Origin of the sequence: Mucilaginibacter inviolabilis, assembly GCF_011089895.1 — a bacterium.
Classification (GTDB): domain Bacteria; phylum Bacteroidota; class Bacteroidia; order Sphingobacteriales; family Sphingobacteriaceae; genus Mucilaginibacter; species Mucilaginibacter inviolabilis.
In genome coordinates this window covers 2,432,580-2,458,633 of record NZ_JAANAT010000001.1, presented here as the reverse complement: position 1 = coordinate 2,458,633, position 26,054 = coordinate 2,432,580, and the positions used below count along the sequence as shown (strand labels likewise).

General features: G+C 40.3%; 22 protein-coding genes and 3 tRNA genes. 6 read left to right on the top strand and 19 right to left on the bottom strand.

Annotated elements, in window-relative coordinates; all coding sequences use genetic code 11:
- Positions 1-266 precede the first annotated feature (266 nt).
- Positions 267-2,609, bottom strand: coding sequence for an ABC transporter permease (locus tag G7092_RS10075; RefSeq protein WP_202985249.1), 2,343 nt, complete (start codon positions 2,607-2,609; stop codon positions 267-269).
- 295 nt (positions 2,610-2,904) lie between these two features.
- Between G7092_RS10075 and G7092_RS10070 the strand changes: the two genes are divergently transcribed.
- Positions 2,905-4,008: an LptF/LptG family permease gene (locus G7092_RS10070; RefSeq protein ID WP_202985248.1), complete on the top strand. Its 1,104-nt coding sequence runs from the start codon at positions 2,905-2,907 to the stop codon at positions 4,006-4,008.
- A gap of 129 nt (positions 4,009-4,137) precedes the next feature.
- Here G7092_RS10070 and G7092_RS10065 read toward each other — a convergent pair whose 3' ends face one another.
- From G7092_RS10065 to G7092_RS10025, 9 genes are all read right to left on the bottom strand, one after another.
- Positions 4,138-4,905, bottom strand: coding sequence for a hypothetical protein (locus G7092_RS10065; RefSeq protein ID WP_166088761.1), 768 nt, complete (start codon positions 4,903-4,905; stop codon positions 4,138-4,140).
- 566 nt (positions 4,906-5,471) lie between these two features.
- Positions 5,472-7,340 carry a DNA topoisomerase 3 gene (locus tag G7092_RS10060; RefSeq protein WP_166088758.1) on the bottom strand — a complete coding sequence of 623 codons (1,869 nt, stop codon included), beginning with the start codon at positions 7,338-7,340 and terminating at the stop codon, positions 5,472-5,474.
- An 895-nt stretch (positions 7,341-8,235) separates the two neighbouring features.
- Entirely contained in the window at positions 8,236-8,460 is a 225-nt protein-coding gene (locus tag G7092_RS10055) for a DUF4287 domain-containing protein (protein ID WP_166088756.1), read from the bottom strand.
- 109 nt (positions 8,461-8,569) lie between these two features.
- A complete protein-coding gene (locus G7092_RS10050) occupies positions 8,570-9,433 on the bottom strand; it encodes an alpha/beta fold hydrolase (RefSeq protein ID WP_235953806.1) in 864 nt (287 codons plus the stop codon).
- Between the two features lie 167 nt (positions 9,434-9,600).
- Complete coding sequence (locus tag G7092_RS10045; protein ID WP_166088754.1) at positions 9,601-10,392, bottom strand: DUF5995 family protein; 792 nt, start codon at positions 10,390-10,392, stop codon at positions 9,601-9,603.
- Between the two features lie 55 nt (positions 10,393-10,447).
- A complete protein-coding gene (locus tag G7092_RS10040) occupies positions 10,448-11,356 on the bottom strand; it encodes a ribose-phosphate diphosphokinase (protein ID WP_166088751.1) in 909 nt (302 codons plus the stop codon).
- Between the two features lie 7 nt (positions 11,357-11,363).
- On the bottom strand, positions 11,364-12,776 hold the full coding sequence (locus G7092_RS10035) for a nicotinate phosphoribosyltransferase (protein ID WP_166088749.1): 1,413 nt from the start codon (positions 12,774-12,776) through the stop codon (positions 11,364-11,366).
- Positions 12,777-12,780: 4 nt separating this feature from the next.
- On the bottom strand, positions 12,781-13,677 hold the full coding sequence (locus G7092_RS10030; protein WP_166088748.1) for an NUDIX domain-containing protein: 897 nt from the start codon (positions 13,675-13,677) through the stop codon (positions 12,781-12,783).
- Between the two features lie 85 nt (positions 13,678-13,762).
- The gene (locus G7092_RS10025) at positions 13,763-14,449 is read right to left on the bottom strand and encodes an NUDIX hydrolase (protein WP_166088746.1); all 687 of its coding nucleotides are present in this window, start codon (positions 14,447-14,449) and stop codon (positions 13,763-13,765) included.
- A gap of 189 nt (positions 14,450-14,638) precedes the next feature.
- Here G7092_RS10025 and G7092_RS10020 point away from each other — a divergent pair, with 189 nt between their 5' ends.
- Together G7092_RS10020 and G7092_RS10015 are read left to right on the top strand one after the other, a co-directional pair.
- The gene (locus tag G7092_RS10020) at positions 14,639-15,286 is read left to right on the top strand and encodes a hypothetical protein (protein WP_166088744.1); all 648 of its coding nucleotides are present in this window, start codon (positions 14,639-14,641) and stop codon (positions 15,284-15,286) included.
- A complete protein-coding gene (locus G7092_RS10015) occupies positions 15,286-16,002 on the top strand; it encodes a DUF3307 domain-containing protein (RefSeq protein WP_166088742.1) in 717 nt (238 codons plus the stop codon). The genes G7092_RS10020 and G7092_RS10015 overlap by 1 nt, the downstream gene beginning before the upstream one ends.
- 168 nt (positions 16,003-16,170) lie before the next feature.
- Here the strand turns inward: G7092_RS10015 and G7092_RS10010 are convergent, their stop codons facing one another.
- Genes G7092_RS10010 through G7092_RS09980 form a run of 7 tightly spaced genes read right to left on the bottom strand, consistent with a single transcriptional unit; the run spans position 16,171 to position 23,635 of the window.
- A complete protein-coding gene (locus G7092_RS10010) occupies positions 16,171-17,148 on the bottom strand; it encodes a DUF8743 domain-containing protein (protein WP_166088740.1) in 978 nt (325 codons plus the stop codon).
- A 2-nt stretch (positions 17,149-17,150) separates the two neighbouring features.
- Positions 17,151-17,777, bottom strand: a complete 627-nt coding sequence (locus G7092_RS10005) for a retron system putative HNH endonuclease (protein ID WP_166088738.1) — start codon at positions 17,775-17,777, stop codon at positions 17,151-17,153.
- Positions 17,761-19,239 (bottom strand): AAA family ATPase, encoded by a 1,479-nt coding sequence (locus G7092_RS10000; protein WP_166088736.1) that lies wholly within the window; start codon positions 19,237-19,239, stop codon positions 17,761-17,763. Before G7092_RS10000 ends, G7092_RS10005 begins: the two co-directional genes overlap by 17 nt.
- Complete coding sequence (locus G7092_RS09995) at positions 19,236-19,670, bottom strand: hypothetical protein (RefSeq protein ID WP_166088734.1); 435 nt, start codon at positions 19,668-19,670, stop codon at positions 19,236-19,238. The genes G7092_RS10000 and G7092_RS09995 overlap by 4 nt, the downstream gene beginning before the upstream one ends.
- Positions 19,671-21,014 carry a restriction endonuclease subunit S gene (locus tag G7092_RS09990; protein ID WP_166088732.1) on the bottom strand — a complete coding sequence of 448 codons (1,344 nt, stop codon included), beginning with the start codon at positions 21,012-21,014 and terminating at the stop codon, positions 19,671-19,673.
- A complete protein-coding gene (locus G7092_RS09985; protein ID WP_166088730.1) occupies positions 21,004-23,337 on the bottom strand; it encodes a type I restriction-modification system subunit M in 2,334 nt (777 codons plus the stop codon). Before G7092_RS09985 ends, G7092_RS09990 begins: the two co-directional genes overlap by 11 nt.
- A 7-nt stretch (positions 23,338-23,344) precedes the next feature.
- Positions 23,345-23,635 (bottom strand): helix-turn-helix domain-containing protein, encoded by a 291-nt coding sequence (locus G7092_RS09980; RefSeq protein ID WP_166088728.1) that lies wholly within the window; start codon positions 23,633-23,635, stop codon positions 23,345-23,347.
- A 154-nt stretch (positions 23,636-23,789) separates the two neighbouring features.
- On the opposite strand from G7092_RS09980, the gene G7092_RS09975 reads away from it, so the two are divergent.
- Entirely contained in the window at positions 23,790-23,972 is a 183-nt protein-coding gene (locus G7092_RS09975) for a hypothetical protein (protein WP_166088726.1), read from the top strand.
- A 435-nt stretch (positions 23,973-24,407) separates the two neighbouring features.
- On the opposite strand, the gene G7092_RS09970 is transcribed toward G7092_RS09975, so the two are convergent.
- A tRNA-Lys gene (locus tag G7092_RS09970) sits at positions 24,408-24,480 on the bottom strand.
- Between the two features lie 136 nt (positions 24,481-24,616).
- On the bottom strand, positions 24,617-25,633 hold the full coding sequence (locus G7092_RS09965; RefSeq protein ID WP_166088723.1) for a WD40/YVTN/BNR-like repeat-containing protein: 1,017 nt from the start codon (positions 25,631-25,633) through the stop codon (positions 24,617-24,619).
- 181 nt (positions 25,634-25,814) lie between these two features.
- Here G7092_RS09965 and G7092_RS09960 point away from each other — a divergent pair.
- A tRNA-Leu gene (locus G7092_RS09960) sits at positions 25,815-25,898 on the top strand.
- Positions 25,899-25,958: 60 nt separating this feature from the next.
- Positions 25,959-26,042, top strand: a tRNA-Leu gene (locus G7092_RS09955).
- Positions 26,043-26,054: the final 12 nt, after the last annotated feature.

Genomic DNA, 26,054 nt, shown 5'->3' with positions numbered 1-26,054 from the left:
AAAAATAACTTAAAATTTAATACTGTGATAATACCGGTAAAGTAGGTATCTGATACCTTTGAAGCGCTGTTTAAAACGAAAGTCCCCAAAGCGCTCGCCGCCGGGGACCTTCAACCTAAACCTTATCACAATAAGTAAGCAGGATGCTTACCTTATAGATGGCGCAAGTATATAAAAAAAATTCATAGCACAATAGGCCAATATTATCTTTTTGAAAAAAAATTACTGACGATAACGATTTCGTAAAGTTGAGATCCTCCGGCTATTTATTCATTCTTCAAACTATCTACCGGATTGGCCAATGCTGCCTTAGCTGCCTGCACACTTACAGTTATCGCTGCAACTATTAATGAAGCTGCACCGGCTGCAATAAATATCCACCAATGAATATTGATACGGTAAGCAAAATCCTGCAGCCATGTATAGGACATATACCAGGCTATTGGCGTGGCAATAATCATGGCAATGATTACCATGAGTAAAAAGTCTTTTGAAATGAGTAAAATAATAGAGGATACATTGGCACCCAGTACTTTTCTGATACCGATCTCCTTAGTACGCTGAACAACAGAATAAGCGGTAATGGCAAATAGCCCAAGGCAGGCCAGTAAAATAGCCAAAAACGAAAAAGTGGTAAATACTTTAGCCGTTTGCTGTTCTGTACGGTATAAAGCATCAAAATCCTCATCTAAAAATTTATATTCAAACGGACGGTCTGGTACGCGTTGTTTCCATAATGCTTGTATGGCTTTGAGTGTATTGGAAGTATTGTTTCCAGTTATCCGGGCAAACAAGGCAGCTGTTTGAAAATGATCCAAAAATAAAACCAAAGGACCAATGGTTGTATGAAACGATTTAAAATTAAAATCCTTTACTACCCCTTTGATAATACCCTGCTCTCCTTTTTCGATATGCTTTCCTATAGCCTCTTGTGGTGTCCACCCTAAAGCCCTTACTGCCGATTCGTTGAGTATGAACGCGTATTTAAAATTTTTGTAATTATTGGTGGTGTCAATTTGTAAAACATCGGTTTGTGTAAAGCCGCTGCCTGCAATTATTTTAAGCTGCAGGGTTTTTATAAAGTCTTCATCCATAGGCAATGCATTTACGGTAAGGTTTTTACCGTCGGCGGTTTGTATGGCATCGCCCCACATTACATTTACCGGCTCGTTATTGGCCGATGCTACGCTTTCAACCCCAGGTATATTAAGCATCTCTTTTTTTAGTTCGTCAACATACTGCGGGTTATAGCCGGTAGGTAAAACCACTATATTGCTTTTATTATAGCCAATATCCTTGTTGCGAATAAATGAAAGTTGTTGTAAAATAACTATGGTAGTGACGATCAGAAATATAGAAATAACAAATTGAAATACGATAAGCGGTTTGCGGATACTTTTGCCCGAGGTAAATGAAAAACCGGTCTTCAGTATTTTTGATAATTTAATGTTTGATAATAACAACGCCGGATATGCCCCTGCAGCTAAACCGATAATGCCCGTTAAGAGCAGGAGACCAGCAATAATAATAGGGTCAAAAAATAACGAATATTTAAACTGGATACCCGCAACCTGGTTAAAATAGGGCAGTGCAATATAGGCAATGCCGATTGCCAGCAGGATACAGATGGCGGTAACCAATAATGCTTCGCCTACAAATTGGGTAAATAGTTGCGATTTGCCGGCCCCCATTACTTTGCGGATGCTAATTTCGGCCCCGCGCCCTGCCGATTGGGCAATAGCCAGATTTACATAATTCACACAGGCTATAATCAATATCAATACCGCTACTATAACGAGTATATAAATATAAACAATACTGCCTGCAGGTGCCAGATCGCCGGGAAGGTTGGAGTATAAATGAACCTTTTTTAAGGGCTCCAGGTAAAAAGTTAAAAACTGGTTGCCGGTTAAATGAAGCTCTGTTTTATCAACCATTTTCATATAGGAGCTAATCTTTTGCTGCAATGGTTGTATTTGCTCTGGGCTTTTTAACAGCAGATAAGTGATATAGTTAGCATCGTTATATTTTTCTTCTTTGGCCCGGCTCAGGGTATTGAAAGGCACCAGGAAATCAAATTTGATCTGTGAATTGGAAGGAGCATCTGCTGCAATAGCAGATACGGTGTAATTTTGATGCTCCGATTTCATGATTTTACCTATAGGGTCTTCATCATGAAAGTATTTCTTAGCAGCCGATTGCGTGATGATGATTTTATCAGGTGAGTTTAAAGCTTCGTCTGCATTGCCTTTGATCAGTTTATAGGAGAATATCTTAAAAAAGGAAGGTTCTGCGTAGATGAAGTTTTTTTCATTGAATAAGAGATCTCCATAACCAACTATCCGCGAAGTTTTATAAAGCCTGGCATAATCAACTATTTCAGGGAACATCCGTTTAAGCTGTGGCCCTACCTTGGTACCTGTAACGGATGTTTTCTGCGACGGGCCGCCGCTTCTGTATTCCATCGTAACGCGTACAATATTGTCGGCGTTTTTATTAAAATGATCGTAACCTAATTCGTGTTTAATATAAACACCGATAAGCAGACAGCTAACAATACCAATAGTTAAACCAATAATGTTTACCAGGGAGTAAAGCTTATTTTTCATTAAGTTTCTCCAGGCTATCTTTAAGTAACTTTTTATCATGATCCTGAAATTGTAATCAGTGCTTTATTAATGCTATAGTATAAAACGGGTTCAAAAAAAATGCCTTTTTTATAAATATATGAAAATCAAATATTTAATAGTGTAATTTAAAAATAAGTGTGCGGATTCGATACAATTAACTGTGCGCTTTTAGCGTAGTTACCAAAGATTGATAATTATAGGTTACTTCAAAATAAATCATCGGGAATTAGCGTTGCTACATAAATTAAACCGCTAACAAAACGATGATCTACCGATGAGGGCTTTCGTACACCGGTACCTGATGATTATCGACCGGTTCATCATTAAAAAATACCTCGGCACATTTATATTCACCATGGCTATTTTCATGGCGGTATCTGTAGTGTTTGATGTATCAGAGAAATTAGAAAACTTTACCAGCCATCATGCCAAACTCCATGATATTGTATTTGAATATTATGCCGGCTTTGTTCCTTATTACCTCAATCTGCTTTCGCCGCTCATCAATTTCCTGGCGGTAATATTTTTTACCGCTAAAATGGCCAATCAAACAGAGATAGTGCCCATACTGAGCGGCAAAGCAAGTTTTAATCGTTTTTTGCGACCCTATTTTATAGCGGCCACGCTCATCTTTATCGTATCGTTTTTTGCCAATGTATATCTCATCCCTTATACTAATCACCTCAAAAACAGGTTTGAAAATGCCAACGGTATTGGAGATAACGACCCGAACAAAAGCCGGGTGCATATGCAGATAGATAAGCATACCTATGTTTACCTGGATCAATACAATCCCGCTGTACACACCGGTTATCAATTTATTATGGAGAAGTTTGATGACGATACCCTTCGCGAAAAACTCATAGCCAAACAGGTAACTTATGATTCGGTGAAGCGGGTATGGTCGTTAAAGGATTATTCTGTAAAGTACGTTAACGGCCTTCGCGAAAAGTTTATCAGCAGCGGCATTAAAAAAGATACGGTTTTAGATATGCGCCCAACCGACTTTATTGCTTATGATAATGAATACTCGGCCATGTCGTTAAATGATCTCAACAAAAACATCACTACCGAAAAGCTGCGCCGGCCAGAGGTGCTTAATAAATTATATTACGAAAAGCTGCACCGCTTTGTTTACCCTTTGTCGGCTTATGTTTTAACCGTGCTGGGTGTAGCCCTGTCATCGCGCAAGGTACGCGGCGGTGTAGGTTTACCACTGGGGATAGGTATTATATTGTGTTTTACCTATGTGATCATCGAACGGTTTGCCATTGTTTTTTCTGTAAGCGGTGGTTTACCGCCTGCCTTTGCTGTGATGATACCCAATATTTTGTTTGGTATCATAGGCGGGTATTTATTGATTAAAGCACCCAAGTAAGGCTGGTCTGTTGTCGTAAATCACATCGAAACAGATTTAATATCGAACATGGAATGTTCAATATCAAATGATGAATATGAGGATTTGGTGTTGGATATTCAAAATTCATTATTCGATATTAATTCATCATTATACTTGCTGTTCTTCCAGCTTTTCAGTGAGTTTAAGATACCTGGATGCCAGGAACATGGCCGAAAACGGAATAAAGAAATATTTGGATATGATGGGGATAAAAGTGGTGCCGTCGCTGCCGAAGAAACCGAAATACCAGTAGGAGGTCATGGCAATCACAAACACCAGCTTTAAACTGGAATTAGCCGCAACCTGCTGGTAATTGAGCGGGAACATTTTAAAAAAGAAATGGTACATCACATAAAAAGTGCCCGCTGTTACAAAAGGTAAAAGTAACCAGGTAGATATGCCGAAACACCGCGCGGCTATGGCCATATCACCATGATCAGTTATTACGCGGAGCGGGGCATAGCTTAACAGGTTGGCAGCACCCATTAAAGATAGCCAGTACAGAAACGTGATAGCGCCCCGGCTCGATTGTACCCGCTTGAGTTTGGTTAACCCATAACATAAAAAGTATAACAAACCATTACCAACCCCGGCACCGGCCAGAGCAATAATGCCGCCCCAAATACCATTTCCGCTGGCTATTATTTGTTTATAGTCAACATTTTCTTCCACATCACTCAGCAGTATAATGTTTTTGAATGTTGGTGGTCCATAATCCAAAGCCAGCGGATTAGCCTTAAATCCTAATATCCAGGCCAGGAACGAGTGCGAATACTCATGCAAAAGAAAGGCAATGGCATGCGTAAACAACACCAAAAACATAGTTAGCAGGGCAAACCCTATATGATCATTATCGATCTTTTTATTGGCATTCATATGGATTAGTTGTATATCAAAAATATGCTTTTGGGGTGATATAATATCAAATGCCGGCTTGTCTCCGTCCTGCTTTCCCGAGAGGGAACACAATAGAATTTTAAAAGCCGGGATGTGTGCGATTCCGTCCCTCGGGAAGGGGAGGAAGGGGATTTATTCTTAGGCAATTCTGTCGCTTGTATAAACCGCTCCCTACCACCGCACTAACAGCTGCATCCCTCCCGTGGGGAGGGAACTTAAAATATAAGAAGGCCTGTCACCCTGAGCTTGTCGAAGGGGCGTGCGCAAAGGTCTGTCCGCCATTCTGCTACGTGCCAGTTTAATAATAGATTCCACTTGCGCTCGTTTGTAACGAGTGCTTAATATGGGTTTGCGTTTAAAACGCATGGGCCATGCAATCGCCGCTCCAAGATAAGCACTCGTTACAAACGAGCGCAAGGTTAGGACTGAAAAAATTACCTAAAACAGTTTTGTCATGCTGAACGTAGTGAAGTATCTGTTCCGCTGCTTGTCAGTTCAATAATAGATCCTTCGCTTCGCTCAGGATGACAATATCTGTATAGAGCTTACTTCGCCTCTTTTACAGTAGGCTGGGCAACGGCTGCTTCCTTGCGCTGGGCCATCAGGCTTTTGCCGGCTTGCAGCAATTCCTGGGTAATGTTGCGAGTATAGGTTTTGATCTCTTGCTGAAAATCATCCACCGAAGCACCTGAGCGGATCTCTTCCAGTCGTTTTTCCCAATTGCCGGTGAGTTCGGCCTGGGCTATTTTCTGGTCTTTGACCACGCTGTACACGCTGAGCCCAGTTGATGTGGGGACCAGGTTCTTTTTTTCGCGGGTGATGTAATCACGTTTAATGAGGGTTTCGATGATGGATGCACGGGTGGCGGGTGTGCCCAGCCCGCTGTCCTTCATGGCATAGCGCAGTTCCTCGTCCTCAATTTCCTTGCCCGCGGTTTCCAGTGCTTTTAGCAGAGAGGCTTCGTTATATAGGGGCTTGGGTTTGGTTTGTTTCTCTAAAAGGGCCTTTTCCGGAATAGGCAGGCGTTCGTCCTGCTGTACTTTGGGCAGGCTCGCGTTCTCTTCGTCCTTTTTTTCCTCGTCAGGGTCGTTTAACACCGAACGCCAGCCAGCCGAACTGATCACGGTGCCACTGGCGGTAAACAGGGAGCCCGATTGTACGGTGATCTTGGTGATTTCCTTAATACATTCCTGGTGAAATGCTTCCAGCATGCGTGCGGCCACCAGATCATAAATGGCCTGCAGGTCGCCAGATAATTGATATGGTTTTTCGCCGGTGGGCAGTATCGCATGGTGATCCGTTACCTTTTTTGCGTTCACACTCCGCTTGTTCAGCTTTACGGTAGCCAAAAAAGCGGCCTGTTTGCCAAACTCGGGGTGTTCATTAAATTTTTCGATCAATGCCGGTACAGTGGCAAATACATCGTCGCCAATATAGCGGCTACCGGTACGTGGGTAGGTAACCAGCTTGCCCTCATACAGGGTTTGTAGCAGACCAAGAGTTTGATCGGCTGTAAAACCTTTGCGTTTGTTAGCTTCCTGCTGCAGGCTGCTCAAATCGTGCAATAACGGCGGCGGTTCCTTGCGGGGTTTGGCCTCCACACTTACAATATGTCCGCCATTGGGAAAACCAGAAGGCACATCTTCTACCTTATCCACTATGGCCTGCGCCTCTTCGGTAGTTTTAAAACTTTCCGTAGATATGGCCCTGAAAACCTGGCCGTCCTTATCAACCTGGATACTTACCTGGTAATACAGCTGCGGCACGAAGTTCTTGTTTTCGAGATAGCGCGAGCAGATCATGGCCAGGGTAGGGGTTTGCACCCGGCCCAGCGAAAGCACCGCCCGGGTACCTGCCGAAATACTGAGCGCCTGCGTGGCGTTCATGCCCACCAGCCAGTCCGACTGGGAACGGCAATGCGCCGAATTGAACAGCGTATCATAATCGGTGCCGGGTTTCAGGTTGCGGAAGCCTTCCTTAATGGCTTCATCAGTTTGCGACGATATCCAGAGCCTTTTAAAGGGCTTTTTGCATTTGAGGTAATAATAAATGTACCTGAAGATGAGTTCACCTTCGCGCCCGGCATCCGTTGCTACAATGATCTCGGTAGCTTCGTCAAACAGGGCTTTGATGGTATCCAGCTGTTTTTTTACAGAAGGATCGTCGACTATTCCATTCTTGGTTTTTACCTTGCGGATGCTGAGCTTGAACTTAGGCGGCAGCATGGGCAGATTTTGGACACTCCAGCCATAAAAACCGTACTCCTGTGGGGGTGCCAGCTGTAAAAGGTGACCGAAGGCCCAGGTAAAAGTATACCCTTTACCTTCCATATAACCATCCTTTTTGGTGGTAGCGCCAAACACTTTGGCAATTTCACGGGCTACAGATGGTTTTTCGGCAATGATAACTTTCATGTACAGGAGGTCTCAAAATTAATTTGAGGGGCGAAAGTTAGACAAACCCGGCGGTTGCTACAATGAATGTGGAAAAATGGAAGATAAGCTTTACTATTTGTTTTGTCATCCTGAGGAACGAAGGATCTATTCGTCAGCTTGCATGGCGTATACCCGCTCTTGGCCACGGGAGGGCCAGTCACTTTTGTCGCGACAAAAGTAACCAAAAACGCTTCAGCAGAAATGCTTCTTTGCGCTCAAGGCCTTTGCCCTGCAAATCAGTCAGAACCACGGGCTGCTAAACCTTACCTCCACTGCGTTCGCTCATTATCCAGTGCTTCAGGTAAGTTTCGCAATGCCCCCGCAATCGCACGGCCCACCATCGTTCTGCCCGCTTTCACCCGAAGCTTATCTGCTGACGGGAAAAGAATATCAAAACCATGTCATTGCGAGTGCAGCGTGGCAATCTCATCCCAAGTAGAGGCACGCGAGGAGATTGCTTCGTCGTTCCTCCTCGCAATGACATATTTTATTTAATAACCTAATGGGTAATCCTTTGTTATTCCCACAAATTTTCGGTATCTTTATATGTATACATCAGCCCGGTTTTTTCTTCTAAAAAAGAGAAAACCGGGCTGTTTGGTTAAGGGAAACAAAGCCTAAAAACTAATCGTTTTGTATGTAGTTATTTGATAATCAATAAAATAATACTTTTTAAAGTTTTAACAACTGCTCAAAACCATGCTGAAATTTGTTAAAAAGTGTTAAAATCGATGGTTTTGAGTGATTTTTGGGTCGTTTTTACCCCGCTTTCGACCAGAAAAGTGTTAAAGTTTAAGGTTTAAAAAGTTTTACCCCAGCAAAAAATGCCCGCGGAAAAACGGGCATGGTGGTAGGGTATATGATGGTCGCCGTTTTACTGGCTGCTCTCGTTCTTGATGCCTTTGAGCAAAGCGTAGATCGCCATAGCATGACCATGGCCGAGCTCAAAATCGGCCTTAAGCCAGTTGGTGATGTCGCCGGCTTTTGCAGTAAGTTCGCCATTTTTGGTAAAGCATTTTTCTTCGGCCAGTTTTCTGAAGTCTGCAGCGTCTTTGCCGGTTTTAGCTTTGATGGTGGTGAGGTATGCTTGAAATGACATGTTCTTATAATTTATTTTACTATTGAATGCAGGATTTTGATTATCGAACACCGATTTTTTTAGTTCATTATTCGGTATTCCTTGTTCGGTGTTCGATCTTCGATATTTTTTAATTGGATGCTGTGAGAAAATCCTCCACAATCAAGCTGAAACTTTCAACCTTTTTACTGCTGGCATTCGGAAAATAGGCCTCGCCAAAATATTCGCCATGGTGACCGGGTAGTATAGCCAGTTGACCATGAGGTAACAAGCGGGACATTTCGGCGGCGTGCTCCGGAGTTGGCAGGTCATGATCGCCAATGACTACCAGGGTAGGAGCCTGTATAGAGGCAATTTGTTCCTTGGTCCAGCCTTTAAATACGCTCATTCGTTGAACGTCTTTATTAAACATATTAGTGAGCTCTGCCTGGTTACCTATTTTGAGGTACTCGTCCTTGTAAATCTGTGGCATATCGCTATATTTTGGGTTTTTGAAGCCTTCCCAGAAGCCTGCAGGCACGGCATCTCGACTGTAAAATGCTGATGCTACGATGAGCCTGTCCACCAGGTTGGGATGTCTCAAAGCTAATTCAAGAGTTGTTTGACCTCCATTGCTAAAGCCCAGTACGTCGGTTTTGGATATGTTAAGCTGACGCAAAAGTTCTGCTACATCATCAGCATCCTGGGTGAAAGTTTCAGGAGCGTCGCGATCGCTGGTATGACCGTGAGCCTGCAGTTCAACGGCAATTATCTGGTGGGTTTTGGACAGTATAGGGATGATACGGGCAAAGGATGTACTTAGAGTTGAACCGCCTCCATGTATCAATACTAATGGCTTGCCTGTACCGTGTATTTCATAGTACATTTTGATGCCATTCACGTTGGCATATTTACCTTGCTCTGTTGTTTGTGCCTGTGTTGCGCTACCTGCTGTCATCATAGCCATAATGATTAATGGAATGTGTGTGAGTTTATTGTTGATGGTGCTTTTCATAGTTGTAAATTTTATATCCAAATGTACAGCTGCCACACCAATTACTAAATGGGTATATCCGACAATTAAAGGGGCGCTTTGCGACAAAGCAGGGCAAAATTGGTACTATACAATAATTGGATAATTAAAACTACGGAATTGTTACGGTGAAACACGAGATGAGTTTATCAGGCGGGTATCGCCGATGGCGTATTAACTACTATTTTTTCTTTCTGGTACTCATGTAATTCCCTGATGATTTTTGATGGGCTTTTCCATTCAAAAACATGAATGAGCCAAAGGGTAATACGCATGAGACCTGTGGCATGGGCAAGACCTTGCGCCAATTGAGCAATGGTTTTATCACGGGCGGTGATGCAATCGGCATAAGCTGTACCCTGTTTGGCTAGCAAATCTTCGGCAAAACACCAGGCGCCGTCGCGGGCGTTGCCGATGCTGAACTGGATAATGATGGAGTAATTGGAGGAATGCAGGCCAAGTAAGGAAAGCAGCGGCGATACACGGTTAATCTCGCTGATGACCTGATAGGTTAACGCCGAAATGATGGTGTTGATGGCATCAAAATCTTTTTGAACGCCATCCATATTGCCATTGGATACTTCAACCGCGGCAATACCCAGATCGAGGTTGATATGAGCATTCATCCCCAGCAGCAATTGTTGTAATACCAATGGCGATGATCTTTCGGCGGTTTCAAAGGCCACACGCCAGGAATCGCTCATAGGTTGTTTGTTTTTCCAGGCGCTCAACGCATCCAGGTAACGATTGGCAAAAATAACATCGAACTTTTCCATACGGGGGCCATTTTCAAACTGGCCTTTGGTAATGCCATCACGAACGGCCGCTGTAACCTTATAATACAGGGCTGCAAAATACCCTACGCGGCTACTAGCGGCAATACTATCGGTGATAATAGTTTGCAGGGCATCGATAACTTCATTGATGGTGCTGGCGGGCATGGGTGTTTAGGTTTAAGTGGTGCTGCCATAAAGTTAAAAAAGTAACATGAATTAATTAGCTAATATTTTGACTGATCAGCCCTGCCAAACTCCGTATCTCGGTAAAGTCATCCGCTATATATTGTGTGTTCACATGTGAATCGGTACAGATAAGCTTTTTGATAAGCCCGGAATTTTTAAGCTTGTTGATACCATCATTTACAAAAAGCCCATGTGTGGTGATTACATAAATATCACCTGCGCCTGCGTTTTTATAGGTTTGAGCAGCGTTGATGATACTGCCACCAGAACGGATCATATCATCATAAATAATTACTGTTTTACCGGCTACATCGGCGTTAATGGCGCTTACTTCAGTATGGTCACCTTTGAGACGGCGTTTGAGTATAAAGGCTGCGTTTACACCCATATCATTCGCCAATGATTCTACCCATTTGGCACGACCAGCATCGGTACTGGCCATAACAAAATTACCGCCTCCATATTCGCGGGCGGCTGCTATCACGATATCCTTGCAGTAAACGTGTACAGGATACAAACCGTGCTCAAAATAGTATTGAATGCCCTCTGAGTGAAGATCAAACAATAAAACCTTGTTGCCCCGGTTGGAGCGGGGGATACATGATAGGAGTCTTGCCCTTGTTTTGGCCGTTACTATCTCACCGCTTAATACCGCGCGTTCCATGGTAGAGTAACCGAAGTAGGGTATAACCAATGTTAATGAATTGGCGCCGTAACTCACCAATGATGAGGCCAGGTCATATAATTCCAATGTAGCCTGGTCAGAGACGGTACCACCCAGTAGTACCACATCACGGTCCTCGATATTGCAAATAATACGCTGATAGCGTTCGCCATCGGTAAAATGGCTTACTTCCAGTTCGCCTTTTTCAAACATGCCGGAGGCTAATACTCTTTCGGCCAGGTATTCATAGTCTGATATATTAAATAGTAACTTCTTCATATCGATATTAATTGGCGTTTGCCCTTACTTGTTCAAAACTGATAGTATTTATCAACTGCCCGTTTTCAAAAACGGTTTGTAGATGGTCGCTCAGTTCTGTATGGTCTTGTTCTTTGACAGTTTTAAAGATGCCGTTTATTTTCACCAGTTTCAAACGACCACCCTTGCTTTTTTTGAAGCTTTCGGTAATGTTGCCTTGAGCGTCCATTTCGGTAGGGCTTTTTTCAACAGCTACTTCCTTATCATTGATCACCGCACTGCTGCATTTAAGTGCGAATTTTTGGGTATCGCGATCAACTTTTTGCAATAAGGCTCCGCCCATTCCCAGCACCAGGTTTTCGGCGCTGATGCCGTTTTCTTTTAGTGTTTTGTAAATGTTTTTGATCTCAGCGTAATTAACACCATCGCCTTGTATCACCCTCAGTTGCGGTGGTAAAACTTTGTAACCCTTGGTGTTAACGGTATACCCAAATTTGCTGAACAGTATTTCAAATATCTCCAGGAGGGTCCTGATGGGATCGCCGCTATCGGGGCGGATAACCAGGGTGCCCGGGCGATTCAGGATCTCGTCGCGTAACTCGGTTCCCCAGTATTCTTCACAGGCCCTGAATATGTTATAGCTGTCAGATACGCAGGCGATGGTACCTGTAGGAAAGCTTTTCAATACATGTCTAAAAACTTCCAGCTCGCCTTCTTTACCCAGCAATGTGCAAATGCTGTGTTCTGTTGCCGGGATGCTCAATCCATAAACTTTTTTAGTATCGTAATAATTAATAGCCATACTGCTGCCAGCCAGGTTATCGCTCCCGCTGAAGTTGATTAGGTGGGCCGCACCGCCTAGTTTGGCGCTTTCTACACTACTTACACCACGGAAGCCGAAATCGTTCAACACAAAATCTATCCCTGCTTCGGCATCGTCGGTAGCGGTTTCCTGAAAATATTGGGTGATCACCTTCCTGATCTGGTTGCTTAGCGTAGCCACGGTACATGGGTACCATACCTGCATCAGCAGGGTTTCTAAAAAATTGGTGAGCCAGTAACATTCCGGATCAGTGTTTTCGATGGTCATCAATACGTTGCCGGTTGGCACGGCGGTACCCTCGGCAACAGCCTTTATTTTTATGGGCAGATGGCCATTATATTTATCCAGGATATACTGGAATTTTGCACGGTTAAATACATCATCGCGGCCAAATACCTGCTGCAAAAAGCTATCGGCTTCGTCAATGTCTTGTTGGGTAAATGCCTGTCCTTGTATATATTCTTTTAAGAAATATTGTAGACCAAAAAATATGGTTTCATCAAACCAACCACCGCGGCTTTCCAGGTAGCTGTATATTTGAGTAGTGCCGGGGTAGTAAAATTTATGGTGGGCGTATTTATATGCGTCAGCCAAAAGAATCAGATTTTCGCGTTTCATGGCTTTATTTTTTTAGGTATTTATTAATAATAAAATCAAACAACTCGTGGTGCTCATCACTAATGAAACCATCTGTAAGCATTTGTGGCAGATCTGATAGTTTAAACCAGTTAAGGTCGATGATATCATCTTGTGCTGCCGGGGAGCCAGCTATGAAATCACAGCTGAATAACAGCGTTATAATCTTGTCAGCCTCGTTGCGGTAGCGCCAGTCGTTTATTTTGCGGGAGGTTTCGTAAGTCATTTCAGTGATCTCCATTTCACCGCATTCTTCCATTAGTTCCCGTTTAGCGGCGCTTTCATAATCGGCATCTTCTGGATCGGAGAAACCGCCGATGAAACGCCATTTATTGTTAACTGCTTTTTTGCCTAACAGTATCTCAGTTTTGTTATTGCGAAACATGGCGATATCAACCGTAGGGTAAACCTTGGTGTACTGATTATAGTAAGCGTATAGGATACCAGCCCTGAAATCATTGGAATCAAATACCTTATCGGCATATTGTTTACGCAGTTCGGTGGCATTGTAGTCGCCATGCTCGGGTAATTCAACTGTCTCAAATTTGCCTGAGTAGTAGGGGATAAAGCTATCACGGCTGCCATACAAGCAAAAATGCTCTGACGGGAAAACGCTTTTTAGTAAATTATCCAGTGTCTCGGACCATACCTTGTCGCTCGGATGGTCGCTTACCGGCAATACAATTATTTCCGGATAATCCTTTTTGATCATTTTTTCGCGGGTATGATAATCATACGGATTTTTTCGACTGCCGGTTATCGGGCTAACACCAAGCAATATGATTAGTTTGTTGTGGCTGTTCCGTACCTGACTTATTAATTGACGGTGCCCTTCATGCAGGTATGGTGTTTGGAAGCGTGCTATTATTACTCCTGTTTTCATAACTAATTGCGTTAATTATACGCAAATATAAATATGCGTTTTTAATACGCAAATTATTTTTTGCTTTTTTATTAATTTTGATGATTTAAACCTCAAAACTGATTCCTTGTTTTTGAAGCTGGTAGTATTTTTCTTCGTTAAAACGGAAAAGATTTCCTGGCCGGCCGGCGCCGTCAAGCGCTTGTTTTTCATTGGTTTCTTCTAAAAAGCCAAATTTAACAACCTTCTTTTTGAAGTTGCGCCGGTCGATAGAGCGATCAAGAACAGCCATGTATAGTTTTTCCAGTTCAGAAAAAGGGAATTTTTCTTCCAGCAATTCAAAGCCAACAGGTTGGTAAAGCATTTTATTCTTGAGGCGATCGTGGGCTACGGTAATGATCTGGTCATGATCAAAGGCTAATGAAGGTAGTTTTTTAATGTTGAACCAGGCAGCGTCGCTGGCGTCGGTATCGGCTTTAATTTCAAAAGCATCAGGCTTTACCAAACCATAATAAGTAATAGATATTACCCGGTTGCGCGGATCGCGATCTGGCTTGCCAAAGCTGTACAGTTGCTCCAGGTAGTTAATGCTGACACCTGTTTCTTCCTTTAGTTCGCGTTGTACGGCATCTTCGAGTGACTCGTTATCACCAACTAATCCACCTGGTAAGGCCCAGTTATCTTTATAGGGTTTAATGTTTCGTTTGATCAATAGTACCGATAACCCTTCTTTTGAAGTATATCCGAATACAACCGCATCAACGGCTACTTTAATGTTCTGAGAAGCTGACATATCACAAAGTTATTAATATGTGTAAAGCAGTCAAGCGTGGTTTCATGGGGCGATTGTTTTTGAATAGAAGGTTATATTTGATAATTATAACTATAATTGGTTATATAATAAAAATATAACTTAAATTGGTTATTTTATTTTGATATAAATAAAATAACTTATAATTTAGTATGTGTTAATACAGGTGTTATGAAGATATATGCAGTTGTTACCGGAGATATTAAAAATTTTACCAGGTTGTCAGACCAAAAACGAAGTAAATTAGTTATCGATACCGAGCAGTTATTAAGATTGATGGTGAAGCAGCCCCTGGATGCTGCAATATTCAGAGGAGATAGCTATCAATTTATAGTGAATGACATCAATGAGGTTTTAAATAAATGTATACGATTGATATGTTGGTTTAAGATGAATTCTGACAAGCATAGTCCCTCCCGCCTGGGTACCAGGCTTTCCATTGGAATTGGTGAAATAGCGTATATTGGTAAAAATGTTTTGGACTCAGATGGAGAAGCATTTCATTTTTCGGGAAGGAACTTTGATAAAATGGATAAAGAGGAGGTCATTAGGCTCACTACCTTTGATGAGGCCAAAACTAATACGTACCAGGTAATATTGATGTACATTAACATGATTGTAAACGGATGGACGATAAGCCAGGCAGAGACCATATATCAGCTGTTAAGTATAGAAGATAGTACGCAGGATAAAATAGCAAAAGAATTAAAAATGAGTCAGCCGGCCGTCGCCAAGAGCTTAAGAGCGGCAAGGTGGAAAGAAGTTGAAAAGGGTATTAATTATATCAATACAGATTTAAACAAACAATATTTTACATAATGGAATTGGGTATTTTATTACGATTGCTGATGGCGCATCTACTGGGTGATTTTTTGTTTCAGCCTCAAAGTTGGGTAAAAGCTAAGGAAAGTAAAAAAGAGAAAGCGCCTCAATTGTATTATCATGTATTGGTGGTAACTGTACTAACCTATGTATTCTTGTGGGATTGGAGCAAATGGTATATTCCTCTGATTGTAATGGGAAGTCATTTGGTAATAGATATCTGGAAAAGTCATCGCCGTAATAGTTTTATTTATTTTTTGCTTGATCAATTGCTGCACCTTGCTGTTATTTTTCTGATTTGGATAGCTGTTTATTTTAACAGTCATTTGGTAACAACATGGGTAGTTAAATACCTAAACTCATCTCACTTCTGGACATTGGTATTGTCTTATTATGTGGTAATTGGTCCGTTGGGAATTGCTATAGGTAAAGCAACCGAAAAGTGGCAAAAAGAGGCAGCCATGAATGCCGGTGGTTTGAACAAAGCCGGTATGTGGATTGGACGATGTGAGCGGGTTTTGATATTGACATTTATTATCAGTAATCAATATACAGCTTTGGGTTTTTTAATGGCAGCTAAATCTATACTTCGTTTTGGTGATAAAGACGACCGGGAGCAAAAGAAAACGGAATATATTTTAGTAGGCACGTTGATTAGTTTTTCGTCAGCAGCAATTGTTGGAGTAGTAGTTAACTATATTCTGAAGGTCTAAATAATGTCAATCAGGGGAGGACGAAAAATGGTTGTGAAAATGCTTCAAATGCAAAAAGCCTCACATTTGTGAGGCTTTTTGTGAACCCGTTGGTACAAAACTCGAACCATTTAGTTGACGATTTGAAATTGTTAGCAGGGATAAAAGTTACCTATTAAAATGCTATGACTAAAACACTTGGGATAGTTTTTTTGCTTTCAATATTTTCTCAATTGCTGTATATCTTGGCGCTTGTGGAGCAAGTCCCTTTTTGTCTTTGTCTAAAGGTATGGGATCAATGGATTGAGCTTTATCTTTAAAATATAGAATATACTTATTCGTATCCTTCCATTTTTCAATAGCGGCCACTTCAGCATAGTGTGTAATAGCAGAGATTGGAGCCACTTGATAGGCGGCAATAAACTTTATTTTATCAAGCATAGCTGAATTAATTCGGATAGAATACCAGCAATTATTGTTTAGGAATTCTTGTTCAAACCCTTCTTCACGAGCAGGTACGACCACTGTGTCCAATTCCTCTGGCTTTAAATTCGTTTTTGGCGACTCTGCAAGCTCCCTTATTTCAGCATTGAATGGCGTGAATTTGTGAATCGTTTCATTTTCATGCATGAAGGTTTGGAACTCAATGATATCGGTATCCATAGTGAGCTGACTTAAAACATTTTCAAGCTCTGGTGTGCTTTGGTCAATCACCACAATAGCAGCAACAGGCTTTTCAAAAATGATGCTTTCCAGAAAATCATCAATGTTGCGGTAGCCTGCTTTTATAAGGCTGTTTTCCGCAAATGAGAGGCTTTGGGGATCGGCTATTAAGTGCTCCAATAAGAAGGCTTTTATTTTTCTTCCACTGGCTTTATAAGAAATTGCAAATTTGAGTAGCTGTGAACCTATGTGCTTGTAAGGATCATGGCTTGAAAGCTCGTTTTCGATGATGTATAGACGTGGTTCGGTTTCAAAAGAAAAATCAATTAAGTAGCCATCCGGGATGGTGATGATGCTATCGCCAATTCGTTTCTTAATATCAATATAAATACTATTGCTGCCAAAAATATGGTTAGCTTGCTGAACAACCGTCTGTTCAAACTCCTGCTCTTTGCCATATTCATAATAGCTGTAGGTTTTATTTCCTTGGACTAGTCTTTCCATATTTAAACACTTGTGTATTGCTGAATTAAACTTATGAATCCACCAAATTTCAAAGCATCAAAAACCTCCTCTTTTGTAAGTTCTGCATATGCTTTTATTTGCTCTATTACTGTTTTTCTTCTGTTTACCAAACTTTTATCTTGTAGGTTGAAGACTTCTATTGTTTTTTGAACTTTAGCTTGCAACATAGGATCGGATAATGTTGGATGTGGTTCTACTTCACCTCTCTCATTGTAATAGAAATAATCCTGAACACAATCTACAACAGGATCAAAAAAACCTGCATAGTCAGACTTCTTAATACCTGATTTATTGTCCTTGTATTTTGCACCAAAATCTTCATCATTACATGCAGCTACAAGGTTATCCCAGTTGAAAGTATGCTCAGGGAACATATTTCGCTTTCGAAAATGATCAATATGACAGTCCCGCTCATCTTCTATGGGGATTTCAGAATATCCACAAATACAATCCTGTTCACTAATTAGGATGGTTGCTCTTGTTTCCAAATAGGTAGGATGTCCTGCACAACCAGGTTTACTAAAGTCAATATTCCAATCGGCTCCAGGGTTCTTTTCTCTAAAATCCGTAAAGGAAGCCAATGGAGAATCCTTATTTATTTTTCTCATTGAGCTTATTCCTTTTTGTTATTTCAAGTCTTATGTCTGTTAGTGCCTTATCCGACTTACCGAGATCCTTTTCAAGTTCTGCGAATAGTTTCCTAAACTCTGCTGATTCATAATTATTAGCCCTGATAAAGTCCCAAATATCATTTAGCTGCTGTTGCACTTTTTTATAGCGCAGTCCGTCTAAATCAAAGAAATCTGTTAATATGTCATCAACTGGCTTACCATAGGGATTAAAAGAAATATCCTTCGTCCTAGACTTGCCATTTTCATTTACAAGAACATTCAGTTGTCCTTTTTTTAACGCAGAAAGAACATTTGGAGAATGGGTGGTTATGATGGAGAAATTCTTGAATAAATCTTCGTCTTCCTTGAATAGGTTGTATACAAATTCACGCTTCCATTCAGGATGGAGATAAGTGTCGGGTTCATCTAGTAAAAACAAGCTATTATCAGCGGCCAGTAGTTCTTTCAAACCCGTAATAATCAACAGTTGCTTTTCACCCTCGCTCAAGTTGTTGAAGCTTACCTCTCTTCCATTTTTGATGAGGTTCAGATCGATGCTTTCAAGAAAGTCATTCGATTGTAAGGAAACCAAGTATTCAAAAAGCCTTTTTTCTGTCCCGTAAAAACTCCAAATATCTTCGAGTTGTGATTTATCGGATATACTAAAAGTGATTGAGTCTGACTGAAATTTTGCTTTAGTTGCCCCTTTCAAAATATTCATGAACTGATTCAATTCTCCCATTGCTCCCCAAAAGTCCTCAGTCGTAGATTTCGACTTTGCCCAACTTGGCTTTTTGAAATTGAGCTGAATAGTTGAGAAGCCACTAATGCCAAATTGTTTTTGTAATGCCTCTGGTACATCACCATATTCATAACTCAACAATCCTATCAAGATAGCAGGTAGGTTCTGAGGTAGGAAATAATAGAAAGGCTGATCGAATTGAACTTCTCCAGTAAGTGTTCCAGTAATTAGCTCCCGCTGAAACTTAGTATAGATTTCATAAATACTGTTGGAAATACCAGAATAGTAAACCACAAAATTTTCGGGCAGAATGTAAGCCAACTCTTCGCCCTTGTTACGCAAATGCTTTTCTATCTTTGGTAAGCCCTCTATAATATCGTTACCCTCAAATAATTTGATGTGTAGTTTATCTTCAAATGATACCTCTACACCTATGTAGTTTACAAAGGATTCACCAAACATGGATGTTTTAGTGATTTTTTCCCTTCTTAATAAATAAGTGATAGAAAATTGGAAAGTAAAGGTTTCTTTCTCCAATGACTTAAAATCCTTTGTGCCTAAAAGCGTAGCGAAGATTTGTGTCAATGATTCGATTAACGTTGTTTTCCCAGAACCATTTTTACCGATGAAAACTGCTATATGACCACTGTCCTGAAAATCAACTGAGAGATTTTCGAAAAGCTTAAAATTATTTATGTCTAATTTGAGTAATTTCATAACTGTCCATTCATGATTAGTTTCATTAATTCCAGAATTTCACCGGCAGCTATTTGATTCAATTGCGTTTGATTTTTATGCCATGAGCGGTGATTGGTTGACCAAACGATCTCGTATTGATGGTGGCGGTGCAAATCTTCTACAGCATCTGCTGTCGCGCCTCTGGAGCGGCACGAACAAATAATAATATCGCATCCCTGAGCCTCGAATGTTTGAAGACTCTGAAACATTCTGCTATTCGGATCTCCCTGGCTTTCTATACCGATTTTTACACCATTGATTTCAATAATATAAGTAAAATCTGCACCAGTGTTGATAGCTTGCAAAATGTGGTTTGGAAAAGCTGCTAACAATAAATTAGCTGTTTCACGAACCGTTTCCGATTTTCCCTGACTTGATGGCCCATATATGGCAATGACTGATTTTTTCATTTAATCTATGTTGAAGATAGCTGATTCAAATTGCTTTGATGCATCTATTAGCAATGCTGATTTCTGTTCTTTTAAAGAGTTAATCTTAGACTTTAACTTGTGTATTTCTGCTACTATTTCTCGTTGGACGCTCATAGGAGGAAGCGGGATACGAACTTCTTTTAGCCGTTGCTGAGATAGGCTTGGCATTATAGTTCCAGTATATTTTTCTTCATACTGTTTTTGTATAAAATCAAAAGAATTTAACTCTGCTAAGTAGTCCCCCATGATTAGCGATTCATCAATAGAAATGATGAAAATTTCTGATGACGCAGTTAATTGATTTTCTTCTTTAAGAAAAAAAGCTTGTCCAACAGTACCTTTCCTAGTAATAAGTAAAGTTGATTTTTTAAGAAGGTCACTTTCATCATACTTATTAATATACCTAAGGTCCTTATCATCAAGAGAATTAAACTTTACATCAGATACTCTAATAAATCTCACACCTTCATTTGAATAGTTTCTAGCCGAAATCCCATTGCGTAAAGCCTTGAATATCTGCCCATACTCAATTAAATCATATTTACTATGTAATTGACTCTCTGTTCCGAACAGGAAATCAGTATCCCATCTTTTCAGATTTTTGAAATTAATAATATTGAACCCCTTCTTTCGATTAATATTGGTCTGATTAATTCCAAGCTTTGATTTCACCCACGTGATCAATTGGTGATGTTGATTTATAGAATCTTCCTCCAAAGCCTCTGCTCTTTTGATTGCCGAATCATATCTTTCAAAAATCTTTTTCTGAATATCTAAGTGAGGAACAGGAATTCTAAATCCTAAAAATGCTTTTTCATCTACCCGTTGGCGGCCTGTAGTACCTGAGCTGGCTTTTTGGCACAATTCGGCAAAGTGTTTTGTGCCTGTGATAAGGTTGAAAAACTCGGGTAGTATCTTTTCTGTATTGATGTTGTAGCTTAAAAAATCCTGTGTAGTGATTGCACCTTCCAATTCGGCAGGTACAATACCGAACGCTCCATTACGAGCATCTATCTTGCTCATAATGAATTGACCTTCTGAAATACGGAACTGGTTCTTTGTGCCAATGTCTTTGCCTAAAATCAGTTCATCACTTCGCTGTATCACACCTTTACCATACAGTTTGATGGTTACTTGCTTATATGCCTTATCATCTTCCAGTATTTCTTTCTCACGGTTGCGGATAATGAGATTTCCGATAGGCTCTAATTTGAACCCATCTTTATATAGGACTTTGTCGCTCAGAATTGCACCCACGCTCCAATTTGACATGGTCATGAAGCGTACTTCATTGAGATATTTAAATGCGGTCTCAGTGGGCATATGCTTGATAAAATATTTCAGGTTCGCTTACAATGTTTCCGTCAATCAACTGCAGTCGGGAAATGTTACCTTCATCATCTACAGGGTATTGTGTTTCTTTCTTTGGCTCAACCCATAGTTTGTTTTTATTTCGGTATGCCCTGAACTCTATCGCCACTTCTTCTAACTCATTTTCGCAGGGTGCACCTGTACTGGATATACCTGCTTTCTCAACCTCAATAACGGGAATGGGGTAATCGAAACGCTCTTTTACAACCGGTTTAATCTCCGCAGCAATGAGGTCTTCTATTTGCTTAACATCTTCTGCATATTTCTTTTTCAACGCCTGAAACTCTTTGGCTGATTTACTGTCTTTCAATTTCTTCTCTTCCTTTTTGAAAGTCACTTTCAGTTCATCCAGTTTGGCCTGGTACTTGTCTTTGATCTCTTGGGTGGTATCCTCCGTGATTTTTTGATAGGTTGCTAATTCGTCTTCACTGAACTTTTTAAGGAATAGCAAACTAGGTTTTACGGTAGCACCTGATGCAATGAATACATCCTGCGGAATGGAGGTAATGTTGATTATCTTAGCTTTTCCTTCAATGTATTCTCTGATTTTTTGCAGGGCGCTATTATTCAATACACCTTCTGGCAATACAATACCCATTCTTCCACCTGGTTTCAAAAGGTTGAGGCATCTTTCCATAAAAAGCACTTCTGTCAAGCCACTCCATGCGCCTACATCAAAAATGTCTAATAAAGCCTTTCCACGGCTCTTTCCGTGACCATTGTCATACGTTGCCCAGTCTTGTATTTGCTTTACTACCGTTTGCCTGTAATGGCTGCCGTAACGATCTTCATAGAATCTTATTTTATCCTCATTGGGAACATCAGAAGGAGTGACCTTTAACGTTTTGTTGACTCTGGAACCGAAAGGAGGATTGGTGAATATGACATCAAATCGACCGTCAAATATACCGTTAACGTTGAGTAATCCATCATGATGATGCACCCCACCATGACCATCACCATGCATAATCATATTCATTTTTGCGGTACGAGCCATCCTTGGGTTAGCATCTGTGCCGAAAATGCAGTCATACGAAAGGGTTTTTAAACGGCCTTTGGGATTGTGTATATCCAGTTCGAAATTGAGCTTGGCAAATAACTCATCCACTTGTTTTGCTATTTCTTCCTGCTTCTTTTCCGGCAACCTTTCATAGTCCAGACCAAAGTAGCGTCCCTTGATTTTCTCTTTTTGAGTTTGGACATCTTTTTCGATTTTATCCCTCACATATTCAAATGCTTTAATCAAAAAACCTCCACTGCCGCAACAAGGATCACAAATTATGTCACCTTCTTCTGGGTCAAGTACATCCACCATATAATTCACTATGGTACGTGGGGTAAAGAACTGACCTAACTCTCCACGAAATGTTCTACCCAAAAACTCTTCAAAGGCTATACCTTTTATATCATCAGAAGTATTAGATAAATTGTATTTTTCTAACTCCTTCACAATTTGCAGAAAGCTGGTTTCTCGAATTTTTATAGTGTCATTATGATCAAAAATTTCATCTGCTTTGAAAACTTCTTTTGTCTTCTCAAAAAAGTGTTGGTAAAAGGGAAGTGAATCTTTGCCAGTGATTTTTTCATAAGCGTATTTCAATTCTTCAAATTCTTTTCTGGAAAACAGCGCCTTTGTTTTAGCTTGTTCTCTTTCATAGCGAATTTTCATAAATAGAATCTTGCTTATTTCATCAAATGCGGCCTCTGGTGATAGCTTATCGTTATTCCTTATGATGTTATGGCATTTGAACAACAATTTACTAAACTCGTCCCGAGTAAACTCTTTAGTCTTGGTTAATAATTCTTCAATCTTATTTTCATCAAATAGTTGAGTAACATTAGGTATTTCCACCACTTCCTCTAAATGCTTTGGCATTTTACCTTTGACCACTTTAAAGAATTTTGTTTCCTTTAAATTGGTAGTAACAAAGAAGTCTGCGCCAGCCCAAGAAGCATAATTGTAGCCTTGATAATAATCCTCCTCGTGGATAGTAATTTGCTCGGCCTTACATTCAATCACTATTACTGGACTGTTATCCGAGTTACGATCTTCTTTTGTTTTCCAAATAACAATATCAGCTCTGGCTTTCCCTTGACCTCTTTTGGAGTTATTGACTTTTACCTCCTGAGCCATTTGATCGAGAGAATAGCCATATTGGTTCACTAAGTGAACAATATATTCCTGCCTGACTTCTTCTTCCGGAGTACAGATTAATTCTTTGCCGATCAATGGGGCAAAAATCTTGTTGCCGTTTTTTTTGATTTCTATAGCCATTGCTCAATTATTTTGATTTCTTTTTTAGTTCCTGTTCGGCGTGTTTAAGTGCTGCTAATGCAGCCGTTTCATTCCCAACATTTTCGATAATTTTGTCTGACAGCCAAATAGTCAATAGTTCGTCTTCATTGGCATTTAGCAATTGGGCCAAGGCAAGTACCTGTTCTCTCTTTGCTTTTCTTTCACCTCTTTCAATCTTGCTGTACATTGGAGTGTCGATTTCAAGGCTTGCTGCTAGTTGTCGCTGCAGTAGCTCTTTTTCTTCCCTCAATTGCCTAATTTTTTCACCAAAATGCATGACCTGTTAATTTATGACTTGTCAAATTTTGGCTAAATTAACGAAATAAATCATAACGAAGTACGCCACTTACAACAGCTTTAAAAGGCTGTAGAATTAGATAACGTCTACTTCGTTTAAAGTGGCAATAGATATTACCAACTCAATTTGTTAAATGAAAAATGAGTCGATTAACGTAATGACAGTACAACGAGCAAAAGAGCTTCTTGCAAAAGATGGAGTGATTGTTAATGATAAACAGGCGAAAGAAATCTTGGAATTTTTGCAGACAATCGCTGATATAGCAGTTGCACAATATCTCAGAAGTAAAAGAAATGGTTCGAGTACCAACAGTTAGGCTATTGGTACAATTTTGAAGAATTCTTATCCGAGATACTTAAAATCAAATACTTGATACCTGATTGTCGGTTCGACTTCCATTTAAAACGCAGGCTATTATTCAACAGGCGAAATTTCCAGGTCGAACCGCTATTTAAAAGGTAAACTACTTTATAAAAAATTGACTTAGAGTAAATTATCGATAAATAAAAAAGGGACAAACCATTTTTATCTGATTTGTCCCTGGAGGTGATCCCGCTGGGACTCGAACTCGTTAGTAAAAAGGGCGTTTTTAGTTATATTTCGCAGGTTTTAGAAAATAGGTAACTGAAATGGTAACCATTTTTATTGATAAACTTTGATCTAAATTGATGCGAATATTACTAAAAAGTGCCGTTCTTGTTGTGATAAAACAAGAAAAGCGCACCTAAGTGCGCTTTTCAGTTTCCGAATGTGATCCCGCTGGGATTCGAACCCAGGACCCCAACATTAAAAGTGTTATGCTCTACCAGCTGAGCTACGGAATCATCTTTCTTCTAACTTCTTCGATAGTGTTATCGTTTCCGTTTAAAGTGGTGCAAATATAGGAGTATTTGATATATGGCGCAAGTCTTTTTTTGAATTAATTTATAAGTATTTTTTAAGGTATTCATTGCCAATAAACTACATTTTTAAAATGGCAATTTTGCCTCCATTTCCTGCAAGTAAAATCATTTTTCCGTGTTTGGCTTTGCCGCAAACATTAAAACTTGTGCTGTCAATCTGCTTCCAGGTGTGGCCGCCGTCCATAGTTATATTACTTCCGGAAGTGCCTGTAGAAAGAAATATATCACCTTTAATACATTCTACGCATGACTGAAAACCTAATGGACCCTGGATTGGGTTGTTAAAAATAGGCGGATGCGTGGAGAAAATAGTGGCTACCGAGTCTGCTCTTTTGTCCTTTTCATAATCACCACCAACCACCACGATTTTATTTTTTCCTGCTGCTAAAGAGAATGCCCCTTGACTGGATTTTGAATGGATAATGGGAAGGTTGACATAATTATATTCAGCACCATTATTTGTAGTGGAGATTATTCTGCTGTTTTTACCTCCCGATACAATAAATAAACTTTCGTTATATATCCTGAAACAAGTTCCACTGGCAGCAAAAGCCGCTTCACCCGGTAAGGCAACAGGAGGATTAGATACATTCGCCCACGTTTCACCACCATCCTTAGTTTCCATTAGCAAAAACTTGTCTTTGATAGGATCTCCAAGTATATACCCATGTCGTTCATTAGCAAAATCCATAGCATCAAAAAAGTAAGTGGTATCGGTTTTTCGATATTTCTCCTGCCAGCTTTTACCGCCATCGATAGTTTTTAATACTAATGACGGCGTGCCAGAGCTCATAACTACTGCTTCCTTATCTGAAAAAGCTTCAATATCCCTAAATTCGGATTTTTCATAACCTTTTATTTGTTGCCAATTCCATGTTTTTCCTCCATCGTTGGTTAGGGCAATGTATCCTTTACTGCCACTGATCCATGCTGTTTGATCATTTACAACAGATAAACCTCTAATGCTAGTAGGCTTGTCTTGTTGTAAAATCATGATGCTTTGAGATCTTGAAATTGTTGATAGCAATAGGAGAGAGAATAAAATGCTGACAATGAGGTGATATCTTGTTTTCATGGAATAGGATAAAGAATACAGTTTTATCCGAAATTAATTGAAAAAGAGGCAAATGGCAATTAGTTATCAATTTTTATATTATTTAGATGGCAATTTGATTGAAACGATTATATTTGCACGCTTGTTAATTAATTGGTGTCGAAAATTGCTTTATTGCAATATTGAAGCATCAAAACAATAAGCCCGGATGGCGAAATTGGTAAACGTTGCGGTCTCAGAAGCCGTTGAGAATTGTCTCTTGAGAGTTCGAGTCTCTCTTCGGGCACGCCTGATTTGATTAAGTAGCCTTAAGTAATTATTTAAGGCTACTATTTTTTAATAAAAAGCCCAGGTGGCGAAATTGGTAGACGCACCATCTTGAGGGGGTGGCATTCGTAAGGATGTGGCGGTTCGAATCCGCTCCTGGGCACACCTCAAAAAT

What these genes read in the sequence shown, in the direction of transcription:
- G7092_RS10075 (WP_202985249.1), bottom strand. Translation starts at nt 2,609, where the DNA reads ATGAAAAATAAGCTTTACTCCCTGGTAAACATTATTGGTTTAACTATT.
- G7092_RS10070 (WP_202985248.1), top strand. Translation starts at nt 2,905, where the DNA reads ATGAGGGCTTTCGTACACCGGTACCTGATGATTATCGACCGGTTCATC.
- G7092_RS10065 (WP_166088761.1), bottom strand. Translation starts at nt 4,905, where the DNA reads ATGAATGCCAATAAAAAGATCGATAATGATCATATAGGGTTTGCCCTG.
- G7092_RS10060 (WP_166088758.1), bottom strand. Translation starts at nt 7,340, where the DNA reads ATGAAAGTTATCATTGCCGAAAAACCATCTGTAGCCCGTGAAATTGCC.
- G7092_RS10055 (WP_166088756.1), bottom strand. Translation starts at nt 8,460, where the DNA reads ATGTCATTTCAAGCATACCTCACCACCATCAAAGCTAAAACCGGCAAA.
- G7092_RS10050 (WP_235953806.1), bottom strand. Translation starts at nt 9,433, where the DNA reads ATGAAAAGCACCATCAACAATAAACTCACACACATTCCATTAATCATT.
- G7092_RS10045 (WP_166088754.1), bottom strand. Translation starts at nt 10,392, where the DNA reads ATGCCCGCCAGCACCATCAATGAAGTTATCGATGCCCTGCAAACTATT.
- G7092_RS10040 (WP_166088751.1), bottom strand. Translation starts at nt 11,356, where the DNA reads ATGAAGAAGTTACTATTTAATATATCAGACTATGAATACCTGGCCGAA.
- G7092_RS10035 (WP_166088749.1), bottom strand. Translation starts at nt 12,776, where the DNA reads ATGAAACGCGAAAATCTGATTCTTTTGGCTGACGCATATAAATACGCC.
- G7092_RS10030 (WP_166088748.1), bottom strand. Translation starts at nt 13,677, where the DNA reads ATGAAAACAGGAGTAATAATAGCACGCTTCCAAACACCATACCTGCAT.
- G7092_RS10025 (WP_166088746.1), bottom strand. Translation starts at nt 14,449, where the DNA reads ATGTCAGCTTCTCAGAACATTAAAGTAGCCGTTGATGCGGTTGTATTC.
- G7092_RS10020 (WP_166088744.1), top strand. Translation starts at nt 14,639, where the DNA reads ATGAAGATATATGCAGTTGTTACCGGAGATATTAAAAATTTTACCAGG.
- G7092_RS10015 (WP_166088742.1), top strand. Translation starts at nt 15,286, where the DNA reads ATGGAATTGGGTATTTTATTACGATTGCTGATGGCGCATCTACTGGGT.
- G7092_RS10010 (WP_166088740.1), bottom strand. Translation starts at nt 17,148, where the DNA reads ATGGAAAGACTAGTCCAAGGAAATAAAACCTACAGCTATTATGAATAT.
- G7092_RS10005 (WP_166088738.1), bottom strand. Translation starts at nt 17,777, where the DNA reads ATGAGAAAAATAAATAAGGATTCTCCATTGGCTTCCTTTACGGATTTT.
- G7092_RS10000 (WP_166088736.1), bottom strand. Translation starts at nt 19,239, where the DNA reads ATGAAATTACTCAAATTAGACATAAATAATTTTAAGCTTTTCGAAAAT.
- G7092_RS09995 (WP_166088734.1), bottom strand. Translation starts at nt 19,670, where the DNA reads ATGAAAAAATCAGTCATTGCCATATATGGGCCATCAAGTCAGGGAAAA.
- G7092_RS09990 (WP_166088732.1), bottom strand. Translation starts at nt 21,014, where the DNA reads ATGCCCACTGAGACCGCATTTAAATATCTCAATGAAGTACGCTTCATG.
- G7092_RS09985 (WP_166088730.1), bottom strand. Translation starts at nt 23,337, where the DNA reads ATGGCTATAGAAATCAAAAAAAACGGCAACAAGATTTTTGCCCCATTG.
- G7092_RS09980 (WP_166088728.1), bottom strand. Translation starts at nt 23,635, where the DNA reads ATGCATTTTGGTGAAAAAATTAGGCAATTGAGGGAAGAAAAAGAGCTA.
- G7092_RS09975 (WP_166088726.1), top strand. Translation starts at nt 23,790, where the DNA reads ATGAAAAATGAGTCGATTAACGTAATGACAGTACAACGAGCAAAAGAG.
- G7092_RS09965 (WP_166088723.1), bottom strand. Translation starts at nt 25,633, where the DNA reads ATGAAAACAAGATATCACCTCATTGTCAGCATTTTATTCTCTCTCCTA.